An 18,654-nucleotide genomic window follows, 5' to 3' on the forward strand; every position below is an offset into this window, starting at 1 on the left:
GCCGGTCGTCTGGCGCGGCCGGGGCCACTCACCCCGCCTTGCGCGCAGCTGCCGCGCGCAGGCGCCCCACCACACCGGTAGGGAAGTAATAGACCGAAAGAACAAAGAGCACTCCCAGCCACAGCAGCCAGCGGTCAGGCGAGAGCAATGCCGACAGCCAGGGCAGACCCGTGGCAGCCTCGCTGCCTAGCCGCAGCAAGTCTTGCAGGTAGCTTTGCGCCACCAGGAAGAGCACCGCCCCGATGGCAGAGCCATAGATGGTGCCCATGCCACCGATCACCACGATGAGCAGGCAGTCCATCATGATTTCGAAGCTCAGCGAAGTGTCCGGCCCGTTGTAGCGCAGCCAGAGCGCCAGCATGCAGCCTGCCAGCGTGGCGAACAGGGCCGACAGCACGCTCGATGTAGTGCGGTACACCACCACGCGGTAGCCAATGGCCTCTGCACGGAATTCGTTCTCGCGGATGGCCTGCAGCACGCGGCCAAACGGCGAGTTGACGATGCGCAGCAGGGCCAGCACCAGCGCCACCGCGGTGACGAACAGAAGGTAGTAGCAGATCAGGCGCCCGTCGATGGTCACGCCCAGAAAGGGCTCTTCGAAGGGCTCGAAACTTGGCGACAGGAATTCGGGCACCTTGAAGGTCAGACCGTCTTCACCGCCGGTGATGTCGGACAGCTGCGAGGCCAGCGTCTGGAACGCCGCCGCCACCGCCAGCGTGATCATGGCAAAGAAGATGGCTCGCACGCGCAGCGAGAACAGCCCCACCGCCAGCGACAGCAGCAGGGACAGCAGCAGCGCGCCACCAATGCCCACGCCCAGCGCCGTCCAGGTGGGACCCAGGCGCGTGGTGGCCACTGCGATGCCATAGGCCCCGATGCCAAAGAACATGGTGTGCGCAAAGCTCACGATGCCGGTGTAGCCCAGCAGCAGGTCAAAACTGGCGACCAGCACCACAAAGATCAGCACCTTGGCCGCCACCGACAGCGCCTTGACGCCCGGGAATAGGAACGGGGCAAACGCCAGCCCGATGAGGATAGCCACCAGGATCACCGCCAGCACCTTGCTGCGCGGGTAGTCGCCAGAGAGAAGTCGGTTCAACATTTCTAGAAACTCCTCATCAGCGGTTGGCAACTGGATAGAAACCCTGGGGACGCCAGAGCAAGATGGCCACCATCAACGCGATGTTGGAGAACAGCGCCACTTTGGGCACCAGGAAGCCGGTGTAGTTGGCCATCAGCCCCACCAGCAGCGCGCCAATGAGCGCGCCACCCGTGCTGCCGAGGCCTCCGATGATGATCACGATGAAGATCAGCACATTGACCTGTGCGCCCATCTGCGGGATCACGTTCTGCTGGTAAAGCCCCCACATCACGCCGCCCAGGCCCGCCAGGGCCGAGCCCACCACGAACACGCCCACGAACAGGCGGCGGATGCGGTAGCCCAGGCTCTCCACCATCTCGCGGTCTTGCACGCCAGCGCGGATGAGCAGGCCGACCTTGGTGCGCGACAGCGTCCAGGCCAGTACGCCGAAGACCACCAGGCCCACCGCCACGGCGATCAGGCGGTATTTTTCGATGGCGGCGTCGCCCACCAGCAGCGAACCGCGCATGGCTTCGGGCAGCGGCAGCGGGATCTGCGCGGGGCCCCAGATGACCTTGATGAGTTCTTCGCCGATGATCATGCCGCCCATGGTGATGAGGATCTGCTTCAGGTGCTGGCCGTACACGGGCCGCACGATGAAGCGCTCGAACGCCAGGCCCACCGCCCCGGCGACGGCCATGGCCACCAGCATGGCGGGCAGCACCGCCATCAGGTTGCGCCACAGGTCAGCGCTTTGGGTGTAGTCGCCCATGGCGCCCAGCACGCTGGTGGCCACGAAGGCGCCCAAGGCGATGAACACGCCGTGGCCGAAGTTGAGCACGTCCATCAGGCCGAACACCAGCGTGAGGCCCGAGGCGATGATGAAGATGATCATGCCCATGGCCAGGCCCGCCACGGTTAGCGTGAGCCAGGTGCTGGGTGAGCCGATGAAGGGCAGCACCAGCAGCGCGAGCGCGGGCACCAGGGCCAGGGGCTTCCAGTCGAAGTCACGGGTGATGGCGCTCATACGCGGCCTCCTTGCATGGCAGGCGACATCTGCGCATTTGCTACATTTTTAATAGCTGATTGCGCTTTACCATCAAGCGCTAGCAGCCCAAAAGGCTTGAAATCTGGTGCAAAACTCATAGTGCCAACCCCAGCAGCGAGCGCTGCAGTGCTTCGTCTTCGGCCAGCGCAGCCATGCTGCCTGCATGCACCACCTGGCCGTTGTCCATCACGGCCACGGTGTCGCCGAGCCGCTTGGCAAAGTTGATGTTCTGCTCGACCAGCAGGATGGTCACGCCGCTCTTTTTGAGCTGGTCGAACGCCTCGATCATGTTGTTGATGATGGCGGGCGCCAGGCCCTTGCTGGGCTCGTCCACGATGAGCAGGTCGCGCGGCTCGACGATGGCGCGGCTCACGGCCACCATCTGCTTTTGCCCGCCGCTGAGCTTGCCGGCCGGGTGGTTCCAGAACTTCTCCACGGCGGGGAAGAGCTTGAAGATCCACTGCAGCCGTGCCTCGTCCATCTGCGCGGCATTGCGCGCGCTGCGGGCGGCCAGCAGCATGTTTTCCTTCACCGTGAGGTCGGCAAAGATGCCCATGTTCTCGGGCACGTAGGCGATGTTCATGCCCGCGATCTGCGGGGTGTTCAGCGCCGTGATGTCTTTGCCTGCAAAGTGGACCGAGCCTTTGGACGCATGCCACAGGCCCATGATGGTGCGCAGCGTGGTCGTCTTGCCCGCGCCGTTGCGGCCCAGCAGCATGGTGAGCTGGCCCTTGGGCACGGCCAGATCCACGCCGTGCAGGATGTGGTACGCGCCGATGTGCGTGTGCACGCCCTGGAGTTCGAGCAGGTTGCCCGTGTTGTTGCTGGTGGTGGTCATACGGCGGCCTCCTTCGTCACACCGAGGTAGGCTTCCTGCACCACGGGCGATGCGATCACCTCGGCCGGTGGGCCGTCGGCCACCAGCGTGCCGTTGGTCAGCACGATGATGCGGTCGGCCAGCTCGCGCACCACGTCCATCTTGTGCTCCACCAGCAGGATGATCTTGGTCTTGTCCTTCTTCAGCGCGCGGATCAGGTTCAGGATCACGGGCGCCTCGTCGTGGCTCATGCCGGCCGTGGGCTCGTCGAACATGTAGACCTGCGGCTCCAGCGCCATGAGCAGCGCCACTTCGAGCTTGCGCTGGTCGCCATGCGGCAGGCTGGCCACGGGCGTGTCGCGACGCTCGTACATGGCCACCGTCTGCAGGATGGATTCAGCACGCTCGGTCAGCGCACGGTGGTCGCTCCAGATGCTCCACAGGTTCAGGCCCCGGCGGTGCTTGCCCTCTTGCGTGGCCTGCACGGCCAGGCGCACGTTCTCCAGCACGCTGAGGTTGGGGAACAGGTTGGTGAGCTGGAACGCCCGGCCCAGGCCCGCATGCGTGCGTGCCGAGACGGACTGCCCGGTCAGGTCCTGCCCGCCCAGCGTGACGCTGCCGCTGGTGGCCTTGAGTTGCCCCGAGATGAGGTTGAAGTACGTGGTCTTGCCCGCGCCATTGGGGCCCACGATGGCGGTCAGCGTGCCGGGCTCGAAAGAGCAGGTCACGGCATTGACCGCCACGTGGCCGCCAAAGCGGATGGTCAAGTCCTTGGTGGCCAAGGTGCTCATGGGTGGTGGTTCACTTTCACGGTAGTCATCGTTGGTCGAGGGGGCGGCCGCCCCCTTTTTCACGTCAAGGGCAAGTTCCGATGACGTAGTAGTTGGGGCTGGTTTGTTTCAGCGTGTTGTTCACAAAGATGTTCCACAGCCCCATGCTCTGGTTGGAACCCAGCGCGAAGGTGTAGCCGCCATACACGTAGGCACGGCCCGCCATGGTGTGGGCGTAGTTGCTGGCCGTGGTGCAGGTGCCCGTGCCGCCGCCCGATGCGGCCAGCGTGGTGCCGGATGCAGCGGCGGACAAGGCGCCCTCGGCGCCGTTGCCATCAGCGGCACGCACCGTCCAGCTGTAGGTGGTGGATGCGGCCAGGCCGGTGTCGGTGAAGTTCGTGGCAGTCACGGGCAGCGCATTGGTCTTGTTGCCATTGCGGTACACGTTGTAGCTGGCCGCTCCGCTCACGGCGTTCCAGCCAATCGCCATGCTGCTGGCCGTGGCGCCCGAGGTGCTCACGCCCGTGGGGGCTGGCAGGTCCACCGGCGGGTTGGTGGTTCCGCCGCTTCCCACGCGGTCCACCATGGCCTTGATGGCAGCCATCTGCGGGCCGGACTTCTTGGAATAGTTGGCGCTGTCATAGCCCCACCAGTCCCAGCAGCTGTTGGTGGCGGCCAGGCTGGTCTGCGGGTACAGCATCACGATGTTGTTACTGTCGGCCCAGCGGTTGTAGCCCGTGTTGCGCACGTACTGCTGCTGCACGTCGTTCACGTTCTGCTTGCAGCCATGCAGCACCACATGCAGCTTGCAGGTGGCCGTGCCACCCGCCTGGCAGGCCTGGGGCACATAGGCCCAGCCGGTGGTGGCCATGCCGTGGTTGGTGATGAATTCGCTCTGGTTGAACTCGATGAAATTGCCGCTGGGCAGCGTGGCGTTGTTGCGTGCGTTCAGCGTGCCGTACAGGTGCTGCAGCATGGCGCCTGCCAAGTCGAAGTTGCAGTCGCTGATGTAGGGAGCACCCTTGGTGGAGCAGCCGTTGCCATAGTCGTCCGTCACCATCGCGTGCTCTGATGCGATGTCCTTCTTGTAGACCACGTTGGCCGCTGGCACGAAGCTGTTGTAGTAGGTGCGCAGTGCATCCATCACCCCCGTCTTGACCACGCTGTCGAGCGTGCCCGAGAACAGGTAGACCTTGGAGTTCTGCAGGTTGGCCACGGGGTCGATCACGCCCTGGCCGGCCCAGGTGTTGGTGGTGTTCACCAGCGTGCTGGTGGGAATACCCGTGGGGCTGGCCATGCAGCGCCCCGTGGCATTGACGACTGAGCCCTCAGCGCAATAGAACGGGCCGCCCGCCACCACCCCCACGCCTTTGGCAAACGTGGCCGAGTACGCCACATGCAGCTGCACGGCCATGAAGCCGCCCGAGGACAGGCCGGAAACGGTGGTCTGCGTCTTGTCGATCTTGAGGGCGGGGAGGTTGACCGCTGCGTACGCGCCGCCCGAGGCGCACAGTGCCAAGGCTGCCCCTGCTGCTGCCGCCCGGATGAAATTGAAAGCCATGTTGTCTTGTCTCCAAATAATTTTGAGAAAGTCTGACCCAGCCCCCGTGTAATCCGGGGGTTCATGCATCAATTCACTGGAAAAAGAGGGGCGGCCGCCCCTGCGGGATGAACCCCGAAGGAGCAGGACGGTGATCCTGTCCGACGGGCCTCGCTAACGCATCGAAAAGACCGGCTTATCGCTTGTTGCGAATCGGCACGTTCATTTCTTCAGGCTTGATCTCGCGCACCAGTTCGGGCACGCCCCAGGCAAAGGCCGGGTCCACCTTGATCTTGAAGTGGTACATGCTCTGCATGGCCTGGTGGTCTTCCTTGCGGAAAGTCATCTTGCCCTTGGGGGTGTCAAAGCTCATGCCCTCCATGGTCTTGATGAGCTTGTTGGTGTTGGTGTCGCCACCCGTGGCCTTGAGCGCCGTGACCAGCGCCATGGCCGAGCTGAAACCACCGGCGGTGAAGAAGTCTGGCGGAGTCTTGAACTCCTTGTAATGCGCAGCCACCAGGGCTTCGTTCACGGGGTTCTTGGGGATGCCGAAGTAGTAGTACGTAGCGCCTTCCATGCCGGGGAAGTTCTTGTACGCGGCCATGGCGGGCAGGATGTTGCCGCCCGTGGAGATCTCGATGCCATAGCGCTTCAAGTCCATGTCGGCGATCTTGAAGGGGTTGCCTGCACCGGCCCAGACCACCCAGATGATCTTGCGGCCGGGCTGGTCCTTGAGCTTGTCGATCAGGCGCTGGGCACCGGCGGTGAAGTCGGTGGTGGCAGCGGGCAGGTATTCCTCGTGGGCAAGCTTGGCCTTCTTGACCGAGTCCTTGAAGGCTTTCACGCCATCGCGGCCAAACGCGTTGTCTTGCGCGAGGGTGGCAATGGTCACGCCTTCCTTGTCCACCGCCACGGCGTTGGAGATGGCATCCTGGCTGCTGTTGCGGCCCGTGCGGAAGATGTACTTGTTCCACTTGTCGCCGGTGATCGAGTCGGCCACGGCGGGCTCGACCAGCAGGATCTTTTTGTATTCCTCGGCCACCGGCAGCATGGCCAGGGCCACGCCCGATGCGGTGGGGCCGACGGCGATGTCGGCCTTGTCGTCAGAGTACGCGGTGGCCAGCAGGCTCTTGCCCAGGTCGGGCTTGCCCTGGTCGTCTTTCTCGATCACCACCAGCTTCTTGCCATTGACCGTCATGCTGCCGCCGGTGGCGTAGTTCAGTCCCATCATCAGGCCAGTCTGGGTCTGCTTGCCATAGGCCTCCAGAGGGCCGGTCTTGCTGTACACGTGGGCAATGCGGATTTCGCCGGTCTGTGCGAATGCGGGGGCGGAAAGTGTGGCGGCGGTAACGGCTGCGGAAGCGAGGGCGACCAGAGTGCGACGGTGCATGGCGATGTCTCCTGTTGTGATGCTTCTTTATTGCACAGTCTGTGCCAACAGCCAAGTGCTTGATTTCAAAGAAGCTTTTCCTCACACACTGGAGGCAATGCCTGAATTCAATACACAATAAATGTCTAAATTTCAGACAATTGCCTGAAATTTATTCAGGGTTTTCCAGGCGTCCATAGAGCGTGGCGCGTGAGATACCGAGCTGCCGCGCCGTGGCCAGCTTGTTGCCACCATGGGCCTTCATGGCGGCATGGATGGCCCGCTGCTCCAGTTCGGCCACCTGCTCGGCCAGGGGCCGCAGGTAGCGCGACTCGTCCTCGGCCTCGACCACCACGGCGGTGGTGTCCTGCACCGGCGCGGCGGGCTCCACGCCCGCTTCGCGCAGGATGCGTTCGAGCTGCGCCGCGTCGATGGACTGGCCCTCGCTGCGCATCACGGCCTGCTCCAGCACGTTGCGCAGCTCGCGGATGTTGCCGCGCCAGGGCTGGCCAGCGAGCAAGGCCATGGCCTCGGGCAGCAGCTCGGGCGGTGGCGTGCCGTTGCGCAGCGCCAGGTCATCGCCCAGAGCCTCGACCAGTGCCGGAATGTCACTGCGCCGCGCACGCAGTGGTGGCACGCGCACCGGCAGCACGTGCAGGCGGTAAAACAGGTCTTCGCGGAACCTGCCTTCACGCACCAGGCCAGCCAGATCGCGCGAGGTGGCGGCCAGGATGCGTACGTTGAAGGGCACGAGCTTGTTGCTGCCCAGCGGCTCGATCTCCCCTTCCTGCAGCGCGCGCAGCAGCTTGGCCTGCAGGCTTTGGGGCATATCGCCGATTTCGTCGAGGAACAGCGTGCCGCCATCGGCCAGCTTGAACTTGCCATCGCGCCCCTTGGCCGACGCGCCGGTGTAGGCGCCGGGCGCCACGCCAAAGAACTCGGCCTCCAGCAGCGTGTCGGGCACGGCAGCGATGTTGACGCTGACAAACGGGCCGCTTGCACGGCTGGATGCAGCGTGGATGGCGTGGGCCAGCAGCTCTTTGCCGGTGCCTGTCTCGCCCAGCAGCAGCACCGGGCTGGTGGACTGCGCTGCACGGCGTGCCTGGCGCTTGACCTCGGCCGCAGCGGGGCTCGACCCGATGAAGCTGGCAAAGGTGTATTTGGACCGCCGCTCGCCGTCACCCGCCACCGTCAGGCTGCGCCGCCGCTGGCTGGCCAGCTCGCGCCGGGCATCGTCCAGGTCGCGCTGCAGCAGGGCAAACTTGCTGATCAGCGGCTGCAGCGTGGTCTCGGGGTGGTCGAACAGCACGATGCCGATGGCGCCGATCACGCGGTCCGCATCGTCGCGCAGCGGGATGCGGCTGACCACGAAGGTGCCAGCCTTGTTGGTGAGCAGGTCAATCAGCACGGGCTGGCCGGTCTCCAGCACGCGGCGCATCTGGGTGTTGGGGATCACCTCTTCCACCGTGCGGCCGACAAACTGGTCCACCGAAGAGAACCCAAGGTCGGGCAGAAAACGCTGGTAGCCCTCGTTCACCCACACGATGCGCCCGCTGCGGTCCACCAGGAACATGCCCTGGCTGACGCTGGAGAACAGCTGAAACATGGAGCGTGCCGCCAGTTCCAGGATGCCCTGGGCATCCAGCGGCAGTGCGGGGGCGTCATCGGTGAGCAAAGGCATCTGCGGATGGTAGCGCGGCGGGGTGGGCCGAAGAACAGTCACGCCGCTGTCACCGCGCAGCTGCCGCGCATTTACCTGCAAATCCAGATGCTACTATTTTTATAGCTATGAGCACAATATCATCAAGCGCTAGAGGCTATTTTTATCCAGAACCACATACCCGTCGGTCGCCTGTGCATTGCCCACCGGGCTCTGCGCGCGCGTCATGCGCAGAACCACCATGGGCTGAACGGCGGCCAGCGCCTCAGCCTCGCGCACGGCCAGGGGTTGGTCCACCAGGATGCAGGGCTTGCCCGTGCGGCGGCAGTGGTCCTGCACGCGCCAGTACTCGTCATGGCTGATGCAGCCCGTCTGGCAGATCACCAGGTCGGCAGCGGCCAGATTGGCGTCCAGGGTGCCGTCCGGCGCGGCATCGGGCTCGGCGCAGCCTTTGCCCTTGGCCGCAGAAGGATGGCCTGCCACGCCCAGACTACCTTCGGGCTGCACGGGCTGGGCGGGCGCCTCGGCCGCCAGCCGCCAGCGCAGGCATTCGCGCGACAGACTGGCAATGCGCTCGGCCAGCATGCTGATGTGGCGGGCCATCGCCTTGCGGCGCGGCAGGCTGGGGTGGGCCGCTTTCCACTGCGCCAGCGCATCCTGCGCCATGGCCATGCGCGTGTCCCGCACGATCACCTCGGCACGCAGCCGCAGCACCTGGGCCTGGAGGGCATCGATCTGTGCCGCCTGGGCTGCCACCGTGGCACTGCAGCGCTTTTGCACATCGCCCAATTGGCGGCAAAGTGCCAGAAACTCTTGCGGAAGTGAATGCATGCGCCACCTTTGCAAATAAGAACTATTCGCATTTTATGGTACGATCCACGGCTTGTGAGCACGCAAGTCACCTTGGTGGGGAGGGCACCGGGGGCGTCCAGCCCCCGGTGTCTGGCTTGCGCAGATGCTGAAAAAACATTCGTGCCAACGGGTGCCCCAAGAAACAAAAAACCGCGCCATTGCAGCGCGGTTTTTTTTGGGTGAAGGGCGCGCGCTGCGCGCCGGTCAGGTCTGCACCAATGCCAGCTTGCGCGCCGCCCAGCGCCGCAGCAGGCGCGGCACGATCAGCACGGCCAGCACGATGACGATCAGGGTCAGCGAGCCTGGACGCTCCACGAAGATGCTCCACTTGCCTTCGCCAATGGCCACGGCATTGCGCATCTGGGCTTCCGCCAAGGGACCCAGGATCATGCCCACCACCACCGGCGCAGCCGGGAAGTCAAAGCGGCGCATCACCACGCCCAGCAGGCCAATGGCGTACAGCAGCACCAGGTCGAACGCGCTTTGGCGCATGCCATACACACCGAGCGTGGAGAACACCAGAATGCCCGCGTACAGGTATGACTTGGGAATGTTCAGCAGCTTGACCCACAGGCCCACCAAAGGCAGGTTCAGGATGAGCAGCATCACGTTGCCGATGTACATCGACGCGATCAGCGCCCACACCAGCGCACCGTTGGTGTCAAACAGCTGGGGGCCGGGCTGGATGCCGTAGTTCTGGAACGCGCCAAGCAGGATGGCCGTGGTATTCGATGTGGGAATGCCCAGCGTGAGCAGCGGGATCAGCGTGGCCGTGATGGCCGCGTTGTTGGCGGCTTCGGGGCCGGCCACACCTTCGATGGCGCCGGTGGTGCCGAACTCTTCGGGGTTCTTGCTCAGCTTTTTTTCAGCGGCGTAGCTCAGGAAGGTCGGGATCTCGCTACCGCCAGCGGGCACGGTGCCAAACGGAAAACCGATGAACGTGGCGCGAATCCACGCAGGCCAAGAGCGCTTCCACTCCTCCTTGGTCATGTGCGTGCTGGTCAGGCGGTTCTGCGTTTCGTCGGTGCGGCCCTCGTACATCACGTTGTACAGGGCTTCGCCCACGGCAAACAGGCCCACGGCGATCAGCACGACCTCGATGCCGTCCATCAACTCTGGCACACCGCCGGTGTAGCGGGCTTGCCCGGTGAGCTGGTCGATACCAATGAGGCCCATGGCCAGGCCAACGAACAGCGCGACCATGCCACGCAGCGTGCTCTTGCCCAGCACCGCGCTCACGGTGGTGAAGGCCAGCACCATCAGCATGAAGTATTCGGGCGGACCAAGGCGCACAGCGTATTCCGCGACCAGGGGCGCAAAGAACGTGACCAGGATGGTGGCAATGGTGCCCGCCACAAACGAGCCAATGGCAGCGGTGGCCAGCGCCGCACCGGCGCGGCCGCTTTTGGCCATCTTGTTGCCCTCCATGGCCGTGACCATGGACCCGGCCTCACCGGGCGTATTGAGCAAAATGGACGTGGTGGAGCCGCCGTACATGGCGCCGTAGTAGATGCCCGCAAAGAAGATCATGGAGGCCGTGGCCTCGACCTTGACGGTGATGGGCAGCAACATGGCCACGGCCACGGCCGGGCCAATGCCAGGCAACACGCCCACGGCGGTGCCGATGATGCAGCCCACAAAGGCCCACATCAGGTTAATGGGTGTTGCAGCGGTCGCAAAACCCTGCATCAAAAGGTTTAAGGTATCCATAACATGCAGGCTTTACAGCCACCCCGTATTGGTCAGGCCGGGCAGGTTGATGGCCAGCAATTGCGTAAACATCCAGAACACGGGCGCAGACACGGCCACGCCGATGGCGGAGTCTTTGATCCAGGCCTGCAGGCGCAGGTCCAACTCGCCTTCCGAACTCCTGAAGCCCCGCACCGACAGCACAAAGCACAGTGCGCAACTCAGGATGAAGCCCAGCGTGGTGATGAGCAAGGCATTGAGCAGCAGCCCGGCCGACACCCAGATGAAGCCCTTCCAGTGGGCGTGCGTGTCGCCGGACCCTTCTTCCAGGTCGCGAAACCCGCCTGTCAGCGCGTGCACCACGCAAAGCACACCACAAATCAGGATGGCAATGCTGACCACCCAGGGAAAGAAATTGGGGCCTACACCGCCATAGCCAGCCTCAGAGCTGACCGAACTGGCCCCCCAGGCCAGGCACAGCGCCAGCACCACCAGCCCCGCACCGATCAGGGTCTGCAAAGGCTTGGAGCGCGATGAATGTTGTTGTGTCATGTTTTTCTTTCGCACCGAGCGGTCGGCGGCATGGCCGCACACCCCTGTCAGGGGCGCGCAGCCAGCGCCTTGACCTGCTTGCTTGTCTCAGATCAGATCATTCCAGACTTGGCCATCGTGGCGCGCATGCTGGCGAACTCGGCGTCCACAAAGTTGGCAAACTCGTCACCCGCCATCCATGCAGGGGTCCAGCCGTTCTTCTCCATGGCATCCTGCCAGGCCTTGTGCTTGAAGGTCTTGGACAGGGCGTCGATCAGTGCCTTGCGCTGCTCGGCCGTGATGCCGGGCGCGCCATACACGCCACGCCAGTTGCCGATTTCCACGTTGATGCCCTGCTCCTTGAGCGTGGCCACGTTCACGCCCTTAAGGCGCGAGCCCGAGGTGACACCCACCGCACGCATCTTGCCCGCAGAGATGTACTCGGCAAACTCGCTGTAGCCGCTGCCGCCCACGGTGACGTTGCCGCCCAGGATGGCGGCGGTGGCCTCACCACCCCCACGGAACGCCACGTAGTTGATCTTGGCGGGGTCCACGCCCACTTCGCGCGCAATCATGGCTGCCGCAATGTGCTCGGTAGAGCCGCGCGAACCACCGCCCCACTTCACGCTGCCGGGGTCCTTCTTGAGTTGGTCCACCACATCCTTCATGGTCTTGAAAGGCGAGTTGGCGGGCAGCACGAACACGTTGTATTCGCTGGTCAGGCGCGCCAGGGGCGTGACCTTGTCCAGGCCGACCGGCGGCTTGCCGGTGATGATGCCGCCCAGCATCACGGCGCCCATCACCATCATCGCGTTGGGATCGCCCTTGCTGGCATTGACGAACTGGGCCAGACCGATCGCACCAGCGGCGCCACCCTTGTTGTCATAGGACACCGACGCCGCTGCGCCCGCATCCTGCATGGCCTTGCCCAGGGCACGGCCGGTGGAATCCCAGCCACCGCCGGGGTTGGCGGGAATCATCATCTTGAGGGCCGGAGCGCTCTGGGCCGACACAGGCAACACGCCTGCGGCGGCCATGGCAGCCATTGATTTGAGGAAGGTATCGCGACGCATGGTGTCTCCTTGTAAGGTTTGCGAACCGCTCGATGATGCGCGCCCTGCCTGTCAAACGGCTGTCCATGAACTCAGGGAAAACACTCATGCGACCGGGCCGATGAGACGGTGCTATGGTGCCGCGCATGCAATTGCTTCTTGTTGAAGACGACCCCACCATGCAAGCCACGCTGCACCGCGCCCTGACACGCCGTGGCATGGAAGTCACCGCCGTGGGCGACGGCCGCGCGGCGCTCAGCCAGTGGGCCGCACGGCAGCCCGACGCGGTGATCCTGGACCTGACCCTGCCCGGGCTCGACGGCCTGCAGGTGCTGCAGCAGGCGCGCTCGCGCGGGCTGCGCACCCCCGTGCTCATCCTCACTGCACGCGGCACTGTGGGCGACCGCGTGATGGGCCTGAACGCGGGTGCCGATGACTACCTGCCCAAACCCTTTGACCTGGACGAGCTGGAGGCGCGCCTGCGCGCCCTGGTGCGGCGCAGCGCAGATCCCACCGTGGCGCCGCTGGCGCCCAGCACCGTGCAGATCGGCGCCATCCGTTACGACAAGGACAGCGGCGCGCTCTACCTGAATGGCGAAGTGATGGAGCTGACACCGCGCGAACTGGCACTGATGCACGCTCTGCTCGCCCAGCCCGGCCACGCTGTAACGAAGGAGCGGCTGTACGAACTGGTGTTCCCCGGCCAGCTGGATGTGCAGTACGAGGCCATTGAGGTCGTGGTGTACCGCCTGCGCAAGAAGCTGGCAGGCACGAGCCTCACGCTGATGACCCTGCGCGGGCTGGGCTACCTGCTACGGGCCGACACATGAGCGCTGCAACGGACTCTGGCCGCCACCCTTCGTTGCGCAGGCGCCTGCTGCTGGGCATTCTGCTGCCGGTGGTGCTGTTCATCGGGTTCAACACCTACAGCCTCTACCAGCAGACCCTGGCCTCGCTCAATACGGCCTATGACCGCACCCTGCTGGCATCGGCCAAAAGCATCAGCGAGCAACTCGATGTGCGGGGCTACGACGAAGCGGCAGAGTTGCGCGCCACGGTGCCCTACTCCGCGCTGGAAGCCTTTGAGGCGGACAACCAGAGCCAGATGTTCTACCGCGTGTCCACCTTGCAAGGCGACCTGGTTTCTGGATTTGCCGAACTGCCGGTATGGCGCGGCCAGATACCGGCCCGCCCGCCGTATGCGGCATTGGTGGATTTCTATGACGACCGCTTTCGGGAGCGCGATGTGCGCGTGGCCGTGCTGCTGCAGCCCGTGGCCAGCTCGGAAGGCCGCACCATGGCCGTGATCCAGGTGGCCGAAACCCTGGAGGTGCGCGAAACCCTGGCCTTGCAGATTCTGCGCAACACCCTGCTGCGCCAGGCCCTGCTCGTCGCCGTGATCGCGTTGACCGTGGTGCTGGTGGTGCAGCGGGCCATCCACCCTGTGCGGCAGCTGAGCCTGCAGCTACAAGGGCGCAGGGAGGGCGACCTGAGCCCCATCGCGGCTCCCTCCACCCCGCGCGAACTGCAGCCGCTCATCGATGCCACCAACGAGGTCATGCAGCGCCTGCGCCACCTGCTGCGACACCAGAAGCGCTTTGTGCGGGATGCCTCGCACCAACTGCGCACGCCGCTGGCAGTGCTCAAGACCCAGGTGCAGTCCGCCCTGCGCGGCGACGTGGAGCCCCAGCAGGCCCTGCATGAAATCAGCGACACCGTGGACCGTGCAACGCAGCTGGCCAACCAGATGCTGGCCCTCGCCAAGGTAGAGCAACTGCGCCAGCAAAGCACCCCACCAACCACACGGCTGGACGAAATGCTGCGTACCGTGGCGCTAGAAATCTCGCCACTGATCGCCCAGCGCGACCTGGATTTCGGCATACACACCGAGCCCGCCCGGGTGCAGGCTCATGAGTGGATGCTGCGCGAGCTGAGCCGCAACCTGTTGCACAACGCTGTGCGCCACGCCCCACAGGGCAGTGAACTCACGGTGGATCTGCGCACCGACAGCCACCATGTGGCGCTGACCATCAGCGACCACGGCCCCGGCATCGACGACGAACTGGCGACACGCCTCTTTCAGCCCTTTTCGGCCGGCGACGTGCGCGCGGGCAGCGGCCTGGGCCTGGCGATCTGCCATGAGATCGTGCAAGCCCTCGGTGGCAGCATCGCCTTAACCAACCGCATGGTGGGCAGCAGACTGACAGGGCTGGACGCCGTGGTGCGCCTGCCACTGGCCGCGCCATCGGCTGACATGGGCAACCCCGCACACGCGGCACAATCCCCGGCATGAACACCCTGGAGACAATGCGGCTGGACAAATGGCTCTGGTGCGCGCGCTTTTACAAAACCCGCAGCCTGGCCACCGAAGAAATCGGCAAAGGCCGCGTCACCGTCAATGGCCAACTGGCCAAACCCGCGCGGGACCTGCGCTGCGGCGATACCGTCGCGCTGCGCCAGGGGCCGGTCGCCCGTACGGTGCTGGTGATGGGCCTGAGCGGAGCGCGCGGCCCGGCACCTGTCGCCCAACAGCTGTACCAGGAAACGCCCGATAGCATCGCCACCCGCGAAAAGGCTGCGGAGTTGCGCCGCCTGGCACCAGAACCCGCCGCCACGCTGCACGAAGGCCGCCCTACCAAACGGGATCGGCGCGAGATCGACAAGGTGAGCAACAAGGGGGGCGATTGGGGCAGCCGCTGGAGCGCGTCTATCGACGAATGAGCGCAGCGTGAGTCAGGCGAATTCGCCAGGCGCGGCAGACAAGGCGCCAAGACGAATGCATCACAAGAAAAAAGCCCAAGTGAATGAATCACTTGGGCTTTATCTTGGCGGAAACGGAGTCTGCCATGATGGCATTCAAGGATGACCAGAGGCATACAAAAAATAACTCTAAGTCTTTGTTTTTTATGGAACTAGCGTCCAACGGAGTTCAAAAACCACCGACAAAGAAAGGCATGTGATGGCATACTGAATGGCATACTATTCAGCATCACCAATGGCCACGATCACTGACACCAGAGCCCGGAGCATTAAGCCAACCGATCCGGCAATTCCCCACGGCGGCATCACTGGCCTGGCTCTGCACCCTTCCAAAACCAAAGGCCACGGTAAGTGGGTCCTGCGATACGTCAGCCCCGTTTCGGGCAAACGTCGAAACGCGGGCCTTGGCACATACCCAGAGATAAGCATCGCGGAAGTGGGCAAGCGTGCGACCGCTATGCGCATTGAACTGGCCGAAGGCAAGGATCCGTTGGAAGAGAAGGCAAAGATCGAAGACAAACCACGGGTCCCTACCTTCAAAGAAGCCGCACATACACTCCATGGAGACCTTCTTCCTGGCTGGAAGAACCCCAAGCATGGTCAGCAATGGATCAACACCTTGCAGGAATACGTCTTCCCAAAGCTGGGGAGCAAACTTCTGCAAGAGATCCAACCAGGCGACGTTGCAGAGGTACTTAAGCCCATCTGGCTCACCAAGGCAGAAACAGCCAGCCGAGTCAAACAGCGCATCCATGCCGTGATTGGCTGGGGTTGGGCCCACGGTTACTGCCAGTCAAACCCCGTTGATGTCGTTGGACACCTGCTCGCGCAGCAGCCAGGCAAGGCAGTGCGGACGCAACACCATCCCGCCATGCCCTGGAAAGACATTCCAGAATTCGCGCAGAAACACCTCAGGCCGGGCAACCGACCTGAGGTGACACGCACATTGCTTGAATTTGTGATTCTGACCGCCTGCCGCTCGGGCGAGGCGCGTGGGATGACTTGGAACGAGGTCGATCTCAAGAACAAAGTCTGGACGATCCCTGCCGAGCGCATGAAGGCAAAGTTTCCCCATCGCGTCCCGCTGTCTCCACGGGTGATGGCCATCCTTGAAGAACAAAAGGGCCTGCACGAAACCCTGGTGTTTCCTTCGGTACGGGATCAAGTCGAACTCTCCGACATGGCGATCACGTCGCTTCTGCGCAGGCTCAAGGCTCACAGCGACACCCCTGGAAGGGTGGCGACGGCCCATGGTTTCCGATCTAGCTTTCGGGACTGGTGTAGTGAGAAGGGGGTTGCACGTGACCTTGCGGAGCGGTCATTGGCTCACACTATCAAAGACAAGGTGGAGGCAGCCTACCATAGGACTGACCTCTTAGAGCAGAGACGGGAACTCATGAATGCTTGGGAGGCGTTCGTAGTTCACCGGCTTCCTCAAAAATGAAAGTGGCGTCTGTTTTCCGGGAGCGGCTATGACCAAAGATCCAAAGCAATCCATCTCCAAACTACTCCATCCGACTGTTACAAGAAACCCTCAAATGCCGGACGCCCTTGAAAAGATAATAGAGGAATTTCCAGAAAAATTTAAAGCCAAATTCGGCGAAGACCTCTTTGAAAGGGTAACAAGCATCGTCGCCACCTTTGAAAAAGGAAATACACCGGATGACTTCGGCTACTTCCCAGCCCTAACGAAGGCCAAAGCGTACGACAGGAAATACCAATTTGAGGCTTACATCAAGTACATGGGATTAACCCTCTACTGGTATGAAAAACAAAAAATGGATGCTGCTTTGCTCTACTACTCTCAAGCTCAATATTACTTGGGATGTTACGATTCGTGGGAATTGGTACAGGACCACCTTGCACACAAAGATGTGGAACGATATCATCGCGCAAAAGGTGGTAAGGCCAAAAATCAAGACGCTACGCTACCTCTAATAGAGGCTTTATTCGCGACCATTGTTGACAAGAAACCCGCGCCCGATGGATGGAAAAACATAAAACAACTCCTCAAGCATGCCGAACCTGTCTTTGAGGAAATCTACAAAAATTCCAAATATACAGCCCTGCCGAAGTACGAAAATCTCGAGGAAAATGTTCGTCGATGGCTAAAAAATGATACAAAACTGGGTTCTCTGTACATGGAGCACTCCGCCCCAGACAATTTCGATGCTCTTTATTAACTAACGTTGTCGAAGGGTTGCAAGCGACGCAGGCATTGGGAAGCGTACCCCAAACTCAGGTCGAGCACGCCCTCTCGGCCTCCCCCTGAGTGTGGTGGCAGGCTTAGGTGCAGCGCCCTTTCCTAGCGTTCGCATTTTTGTGCATGCTATTGATTTGACGTAGTAGTCAGCCTTTACAAGGTATTCCAGCGTTCTGCTTTTAAGATTGTTAATCTTGTCCCAATTGTCGTACTCAATCATTCCTATACCTACGACCCGGTAATGCTCCTTTTTTAAGTTGCAGTTACAGTATGCACCACCACCCTCGGTTACCACATTCTCCCAGTGTTCACCGATGAGTTTGGCAATCACAATGTCTTGCATACATTGCGACCCATCAAAGAAGAAGACTGTGTGGTAGTGATAACCCCTCATGGGACCATACTCCAGCTTCCAAACATAACTGATCATCTTTCCCCTGAACATCTTTCGCAGATCAACCAAGAGTTTCTCACGGTGCCGTGCAACATCCTCAAAACTGAGATTCTGCTCATCCAATGGTCTCAAGGAGGATTTGAGATAGGAAAGGTCCAATCTGATGACCAAGACTTTTGCATACCGCCGAAAGATTGCATCAACGAAACGTGAAAGGGACCTTCTGTTCTGATTAACTGCTCTCTCATAGTTCTGGATTGTGTCCTTGAAGTTCTCGTTGCTCAATGTTTTGCGCAGACGATCCACGATTCTGTTCATCCTGTCAGCAATCGATTGCGTCTCACCGAATGACTCGTAAACCTCTACTGGATAGGGCTGTAAGCCACCCGTCTCTGCTTTTATTGATTCGATGGCAGCCCTCACAAACGGGTTGAAGTGAAACTCTGGAAATATTTCCTCAATGCGCGCGAGCAAATTGCTACGGGCAATTCGGTAAAGGTCTCTCCCCGCCTGACTGCAGGCCAGTCGCTTCCCCTTCGTACAGGTGAAGACGACATCTTTATCTTTGAAAAGTGCAACGCAGGTTTTCTCCAGATCCTTCATCAGGCGTAACGCCTCGCTCTCATCAGATCCATAAACCCTCAGCCTCTTCCCCTTGTCCTTGACAAACACGGGAGAAAACGCATCCAGATTGCTATTTCCAGTGATCTTCTTTCTCATCTTTTTAACTCCCCAGGCTACAGTGCTCGATTGAGCGACTAGCCACTCCATGTCTCTCTTCCGTGGGACAAGTACGCTCTCGCGATAGCTAGTTCTGACTTACTTCTATGCCCTGAACCGCCCCGGGTTTTGAGGAGGCTCTTTTCTCTGAGAGGATTGAGCTATGAG

General features: G+C 62.0%; 17 protein-coding genes. 5 read left to right on the plus strand and 12 right to left on the minus strand.

Annotated elements, in window-relative coordinates; all coding sequences use genetic code 11:
- Window positions 1–28: 28 nt before the first annotated feature.
- The 11 genes from ACODS0_RS24065 to ACODS0_RS24115 form a co-directional block, all read right to left on the minus strand.
- Complete coding sequence (locus tag ACODS0_RS24065) at window positions 29–1,102, minus strand: branched-chain amino acid ABC transporter permease (protein WP_218299295.1); 1,074 nt, start codon at window positions 1,100–1,102, stop codon at window positions 29–31.
- A 16-nt stretch (window positions 1,103–1,118) separates the two neighbouring features.
- Window positions 1,119–2,108, minus strand: a complete 990-nt coding sequence (locus ACODS0_RS24070) for a branched-chain amino acid ABC transporter permease (protein ID WP_488837642.1) — start codon at window positions 2,106–2,108, stop codon at window positions 1,119–1,121.
- A 115-nt stretch (window positions 2,109–2,223) separates the two neighbouring features.
- Window positions 2,224–2,967, minus strand: a complete 744-nt coding sequence (locus ACODS0_RS24075; RefSeq protein WP_121506991.1) for an ABC transporter ATP-binding protein — start codon at window positions 2,965–2,967, stop codon at window positions 2,224–2,226.
- Window positions 2,964–3,737, minus strand: coding sequence for an ABC transporter ATP-binding protein (locus ACODS0_RS24080; protein ID WP_487256542.1), 774 nt, complete (start codon window positions 3,735–3,737; stop codon window positions 2,964–2,966). The genes ACODS0_RS24075 and ACODS0_RS24080 overlap by 4 nt, the downstream gene beginning before the upstream one ends.
- Window positions 3,738–3,801: 64 nt before the next feature.
- Entirely contained in the window at window positions 3,802–5,277 is a 1,476-nt protein-coding gene (locus ACODS0_RS24085; protein WP_488837644.1) for an extracellular catalytic domain type 2 short-chain-length polyhydroxyalkanoate depolymerase, read from the minus strand.
- A 175-nt stretch (window positions 5,278–5,452) separates the two neighbouring features.
- Window positions 5,453–6,646 (minus strand): substrate-binding domain-containing protein, encoded by a 1,194-nt coding sequence (locus ACODS0_RS24090; protein ID WP_121419552.1) that lies wholly within the window; start codon window positions 6,644–6,646, stop codon window positions 5,453–5,455.
- Between the two features lie 151 nt (window positions 6,647–6,797).
- Complete coding sequence (locus ACODS0_RS24095; protein ID WP_121506992.1) at window positions 6,798–8,306, minus strand: sigma-54 interaction domain-containing protein; 1,509 nt, start codon at window positions 8,304–8,306, stop codon at window positions 6,798–6,800.
- Window positions 8,307–8,435: 129 nt separating this feature from the next.
- Window positions 8,436–9,116, minus strand: coding sequence for a DUF2325 domain-containing protein (locus ACODS0_RS24100; RefSeq protein ID WP_488837647.1), 681 nt, complete (start codon window positions 9,114–9,116; stop codon window positions 8,436–8,438).
- A gap of 225 nt (window positions 9,117–9,341) precedes the next feature.
- The gene (locus ACODS0_RS24105) at window positions 9,342–10,847 is read right to left on the minus strand and encodes a tripartite tricarboxylate transporter permease (RefSeq protein ID WP_055400425.1); all 1,506 of its coding nucleotides are present in this window, start codon (window positions 10,845–10,847) and stop codon (window positions 9,342–9,344) included.
- A 12-nt stretch (window positions 10,848–10,859) separates the two neighbouring features.
- A complete protein-coding gene (locus tag ACODS0_RS24110) occupies window positions 10,860–11,378 on the minus strand; it encodes a tripartite tricarboxylate transporter TctB family protein (RefSeq protein ID WP_055400468.1) in 519 nt (172 codons plus the stop codon).
- A gap of 92 nt (window positions 11,379–11,470) precedes the next feature.
- Window positions 11,471–12,430: a Bug family tripartite tricarboxylate transporter substrate binding protein gene (locus tag ACODS0_RS24115; RefSeq protein WP_121419547.1), complete on the minus strand. Its 960-nt coding sequence runs from the start codon at window positions 12,428–12,430 to the stop codon at window positions 11,471–11,473.
- 125 nt (window positions 12,431–12,555) lie between these two features.
- On the opposite strand from ACODS0_RS24115, the gene ACODS0_RS24120 reads away from it, so the two are divergent.
- From ACODS0_RS24120 to ACODS0_RS24140, 5 genes are all read left to right on the plus strand, one after another.
- Window positions 12,556–13,239, plus strand: a complete 684-nt coding sequence (locus ACODS0_RS24120; RefSeq protein ID WP_488837650.1) for a response regulator — start codon at window positions 12,556–12,558, stop codon at window positions 13,237–13,239.
- Window positions 13,236–14,702, plus strand: coding sequence for a sensor histidine kinase (locus ACODS0_RS24125; protein ID WP_055400421.1), 1,467 nt, complete (start codon window positions 13,236–13,238; stop codon window positions 14,700–14,702). Before ACODS0_RS24120 ends, ACODS0_RS24125 begins: the two co-directional genes overlap by 4 nt.
- Window positions 14,699–15,130 (plus strand): RNA-binding S4 domain-containing protein, encoded by a 432-nt coding sequence (locus ACODS0_RS24130; RefSeq protein WP_055400419.1) that lies wholly within the window; start codon window positions 14,699–14,701, stop codon window positions 15,128–15,130. Before ACODS0_RS24125 ends, ACODS0_RS24130 begins: the two co-directional genes overlap by 4 nt.
- Before the next feature lie 274 nt (window positions 15,131–15,404).
- Window positions 15,405–16,613 carry a tyrosine-type recombinase/integrase gene (locus ACODS0_RS24135; protein WP_488837653.1) on the plus strand — a complete coding sequence of 403 codons (1,209 nt, stop codon included), beginning with the start codon at window positions 15,405–15,407 and terminating at the stop codon, window positions 16,611–16,613.
- 28 nt (window positions 16,614–16,641) lie between these two features.
- The gene (locus ACODS0_RS24140) at window positions 16,642–17,352 is read left to right on the plus strand and encodes a hypothetical protein (RefSeq protein WP_488837654.1); all 711 of its coding nucleotides are present in this window, start codon (window positions 16,642–16,644) and stop codon (window positions 17,350–17,352) included.
- Here the strand turns inward: ACODS0_RS24140 and ACODS0_RS24145 are convergent, their stop codons facing one another.
- Window positions 17,353–18,486, minus strand: a complete 1,134-nt coding sequence (locus ACODS0_RS24145; RefSeq protein WP_488837656.1) for a YagK/YfjJ domain-containing protein — start codon at window positions 18,484–18,486, stop codon at window positions 17,353–17,355.
- Window positions 18,487–18,654: the final 168 nt, after the last annotated feature.

The sequence above is a fragment of the Acidovorax sp. FG60 genome (assembly GCF_057808995.1).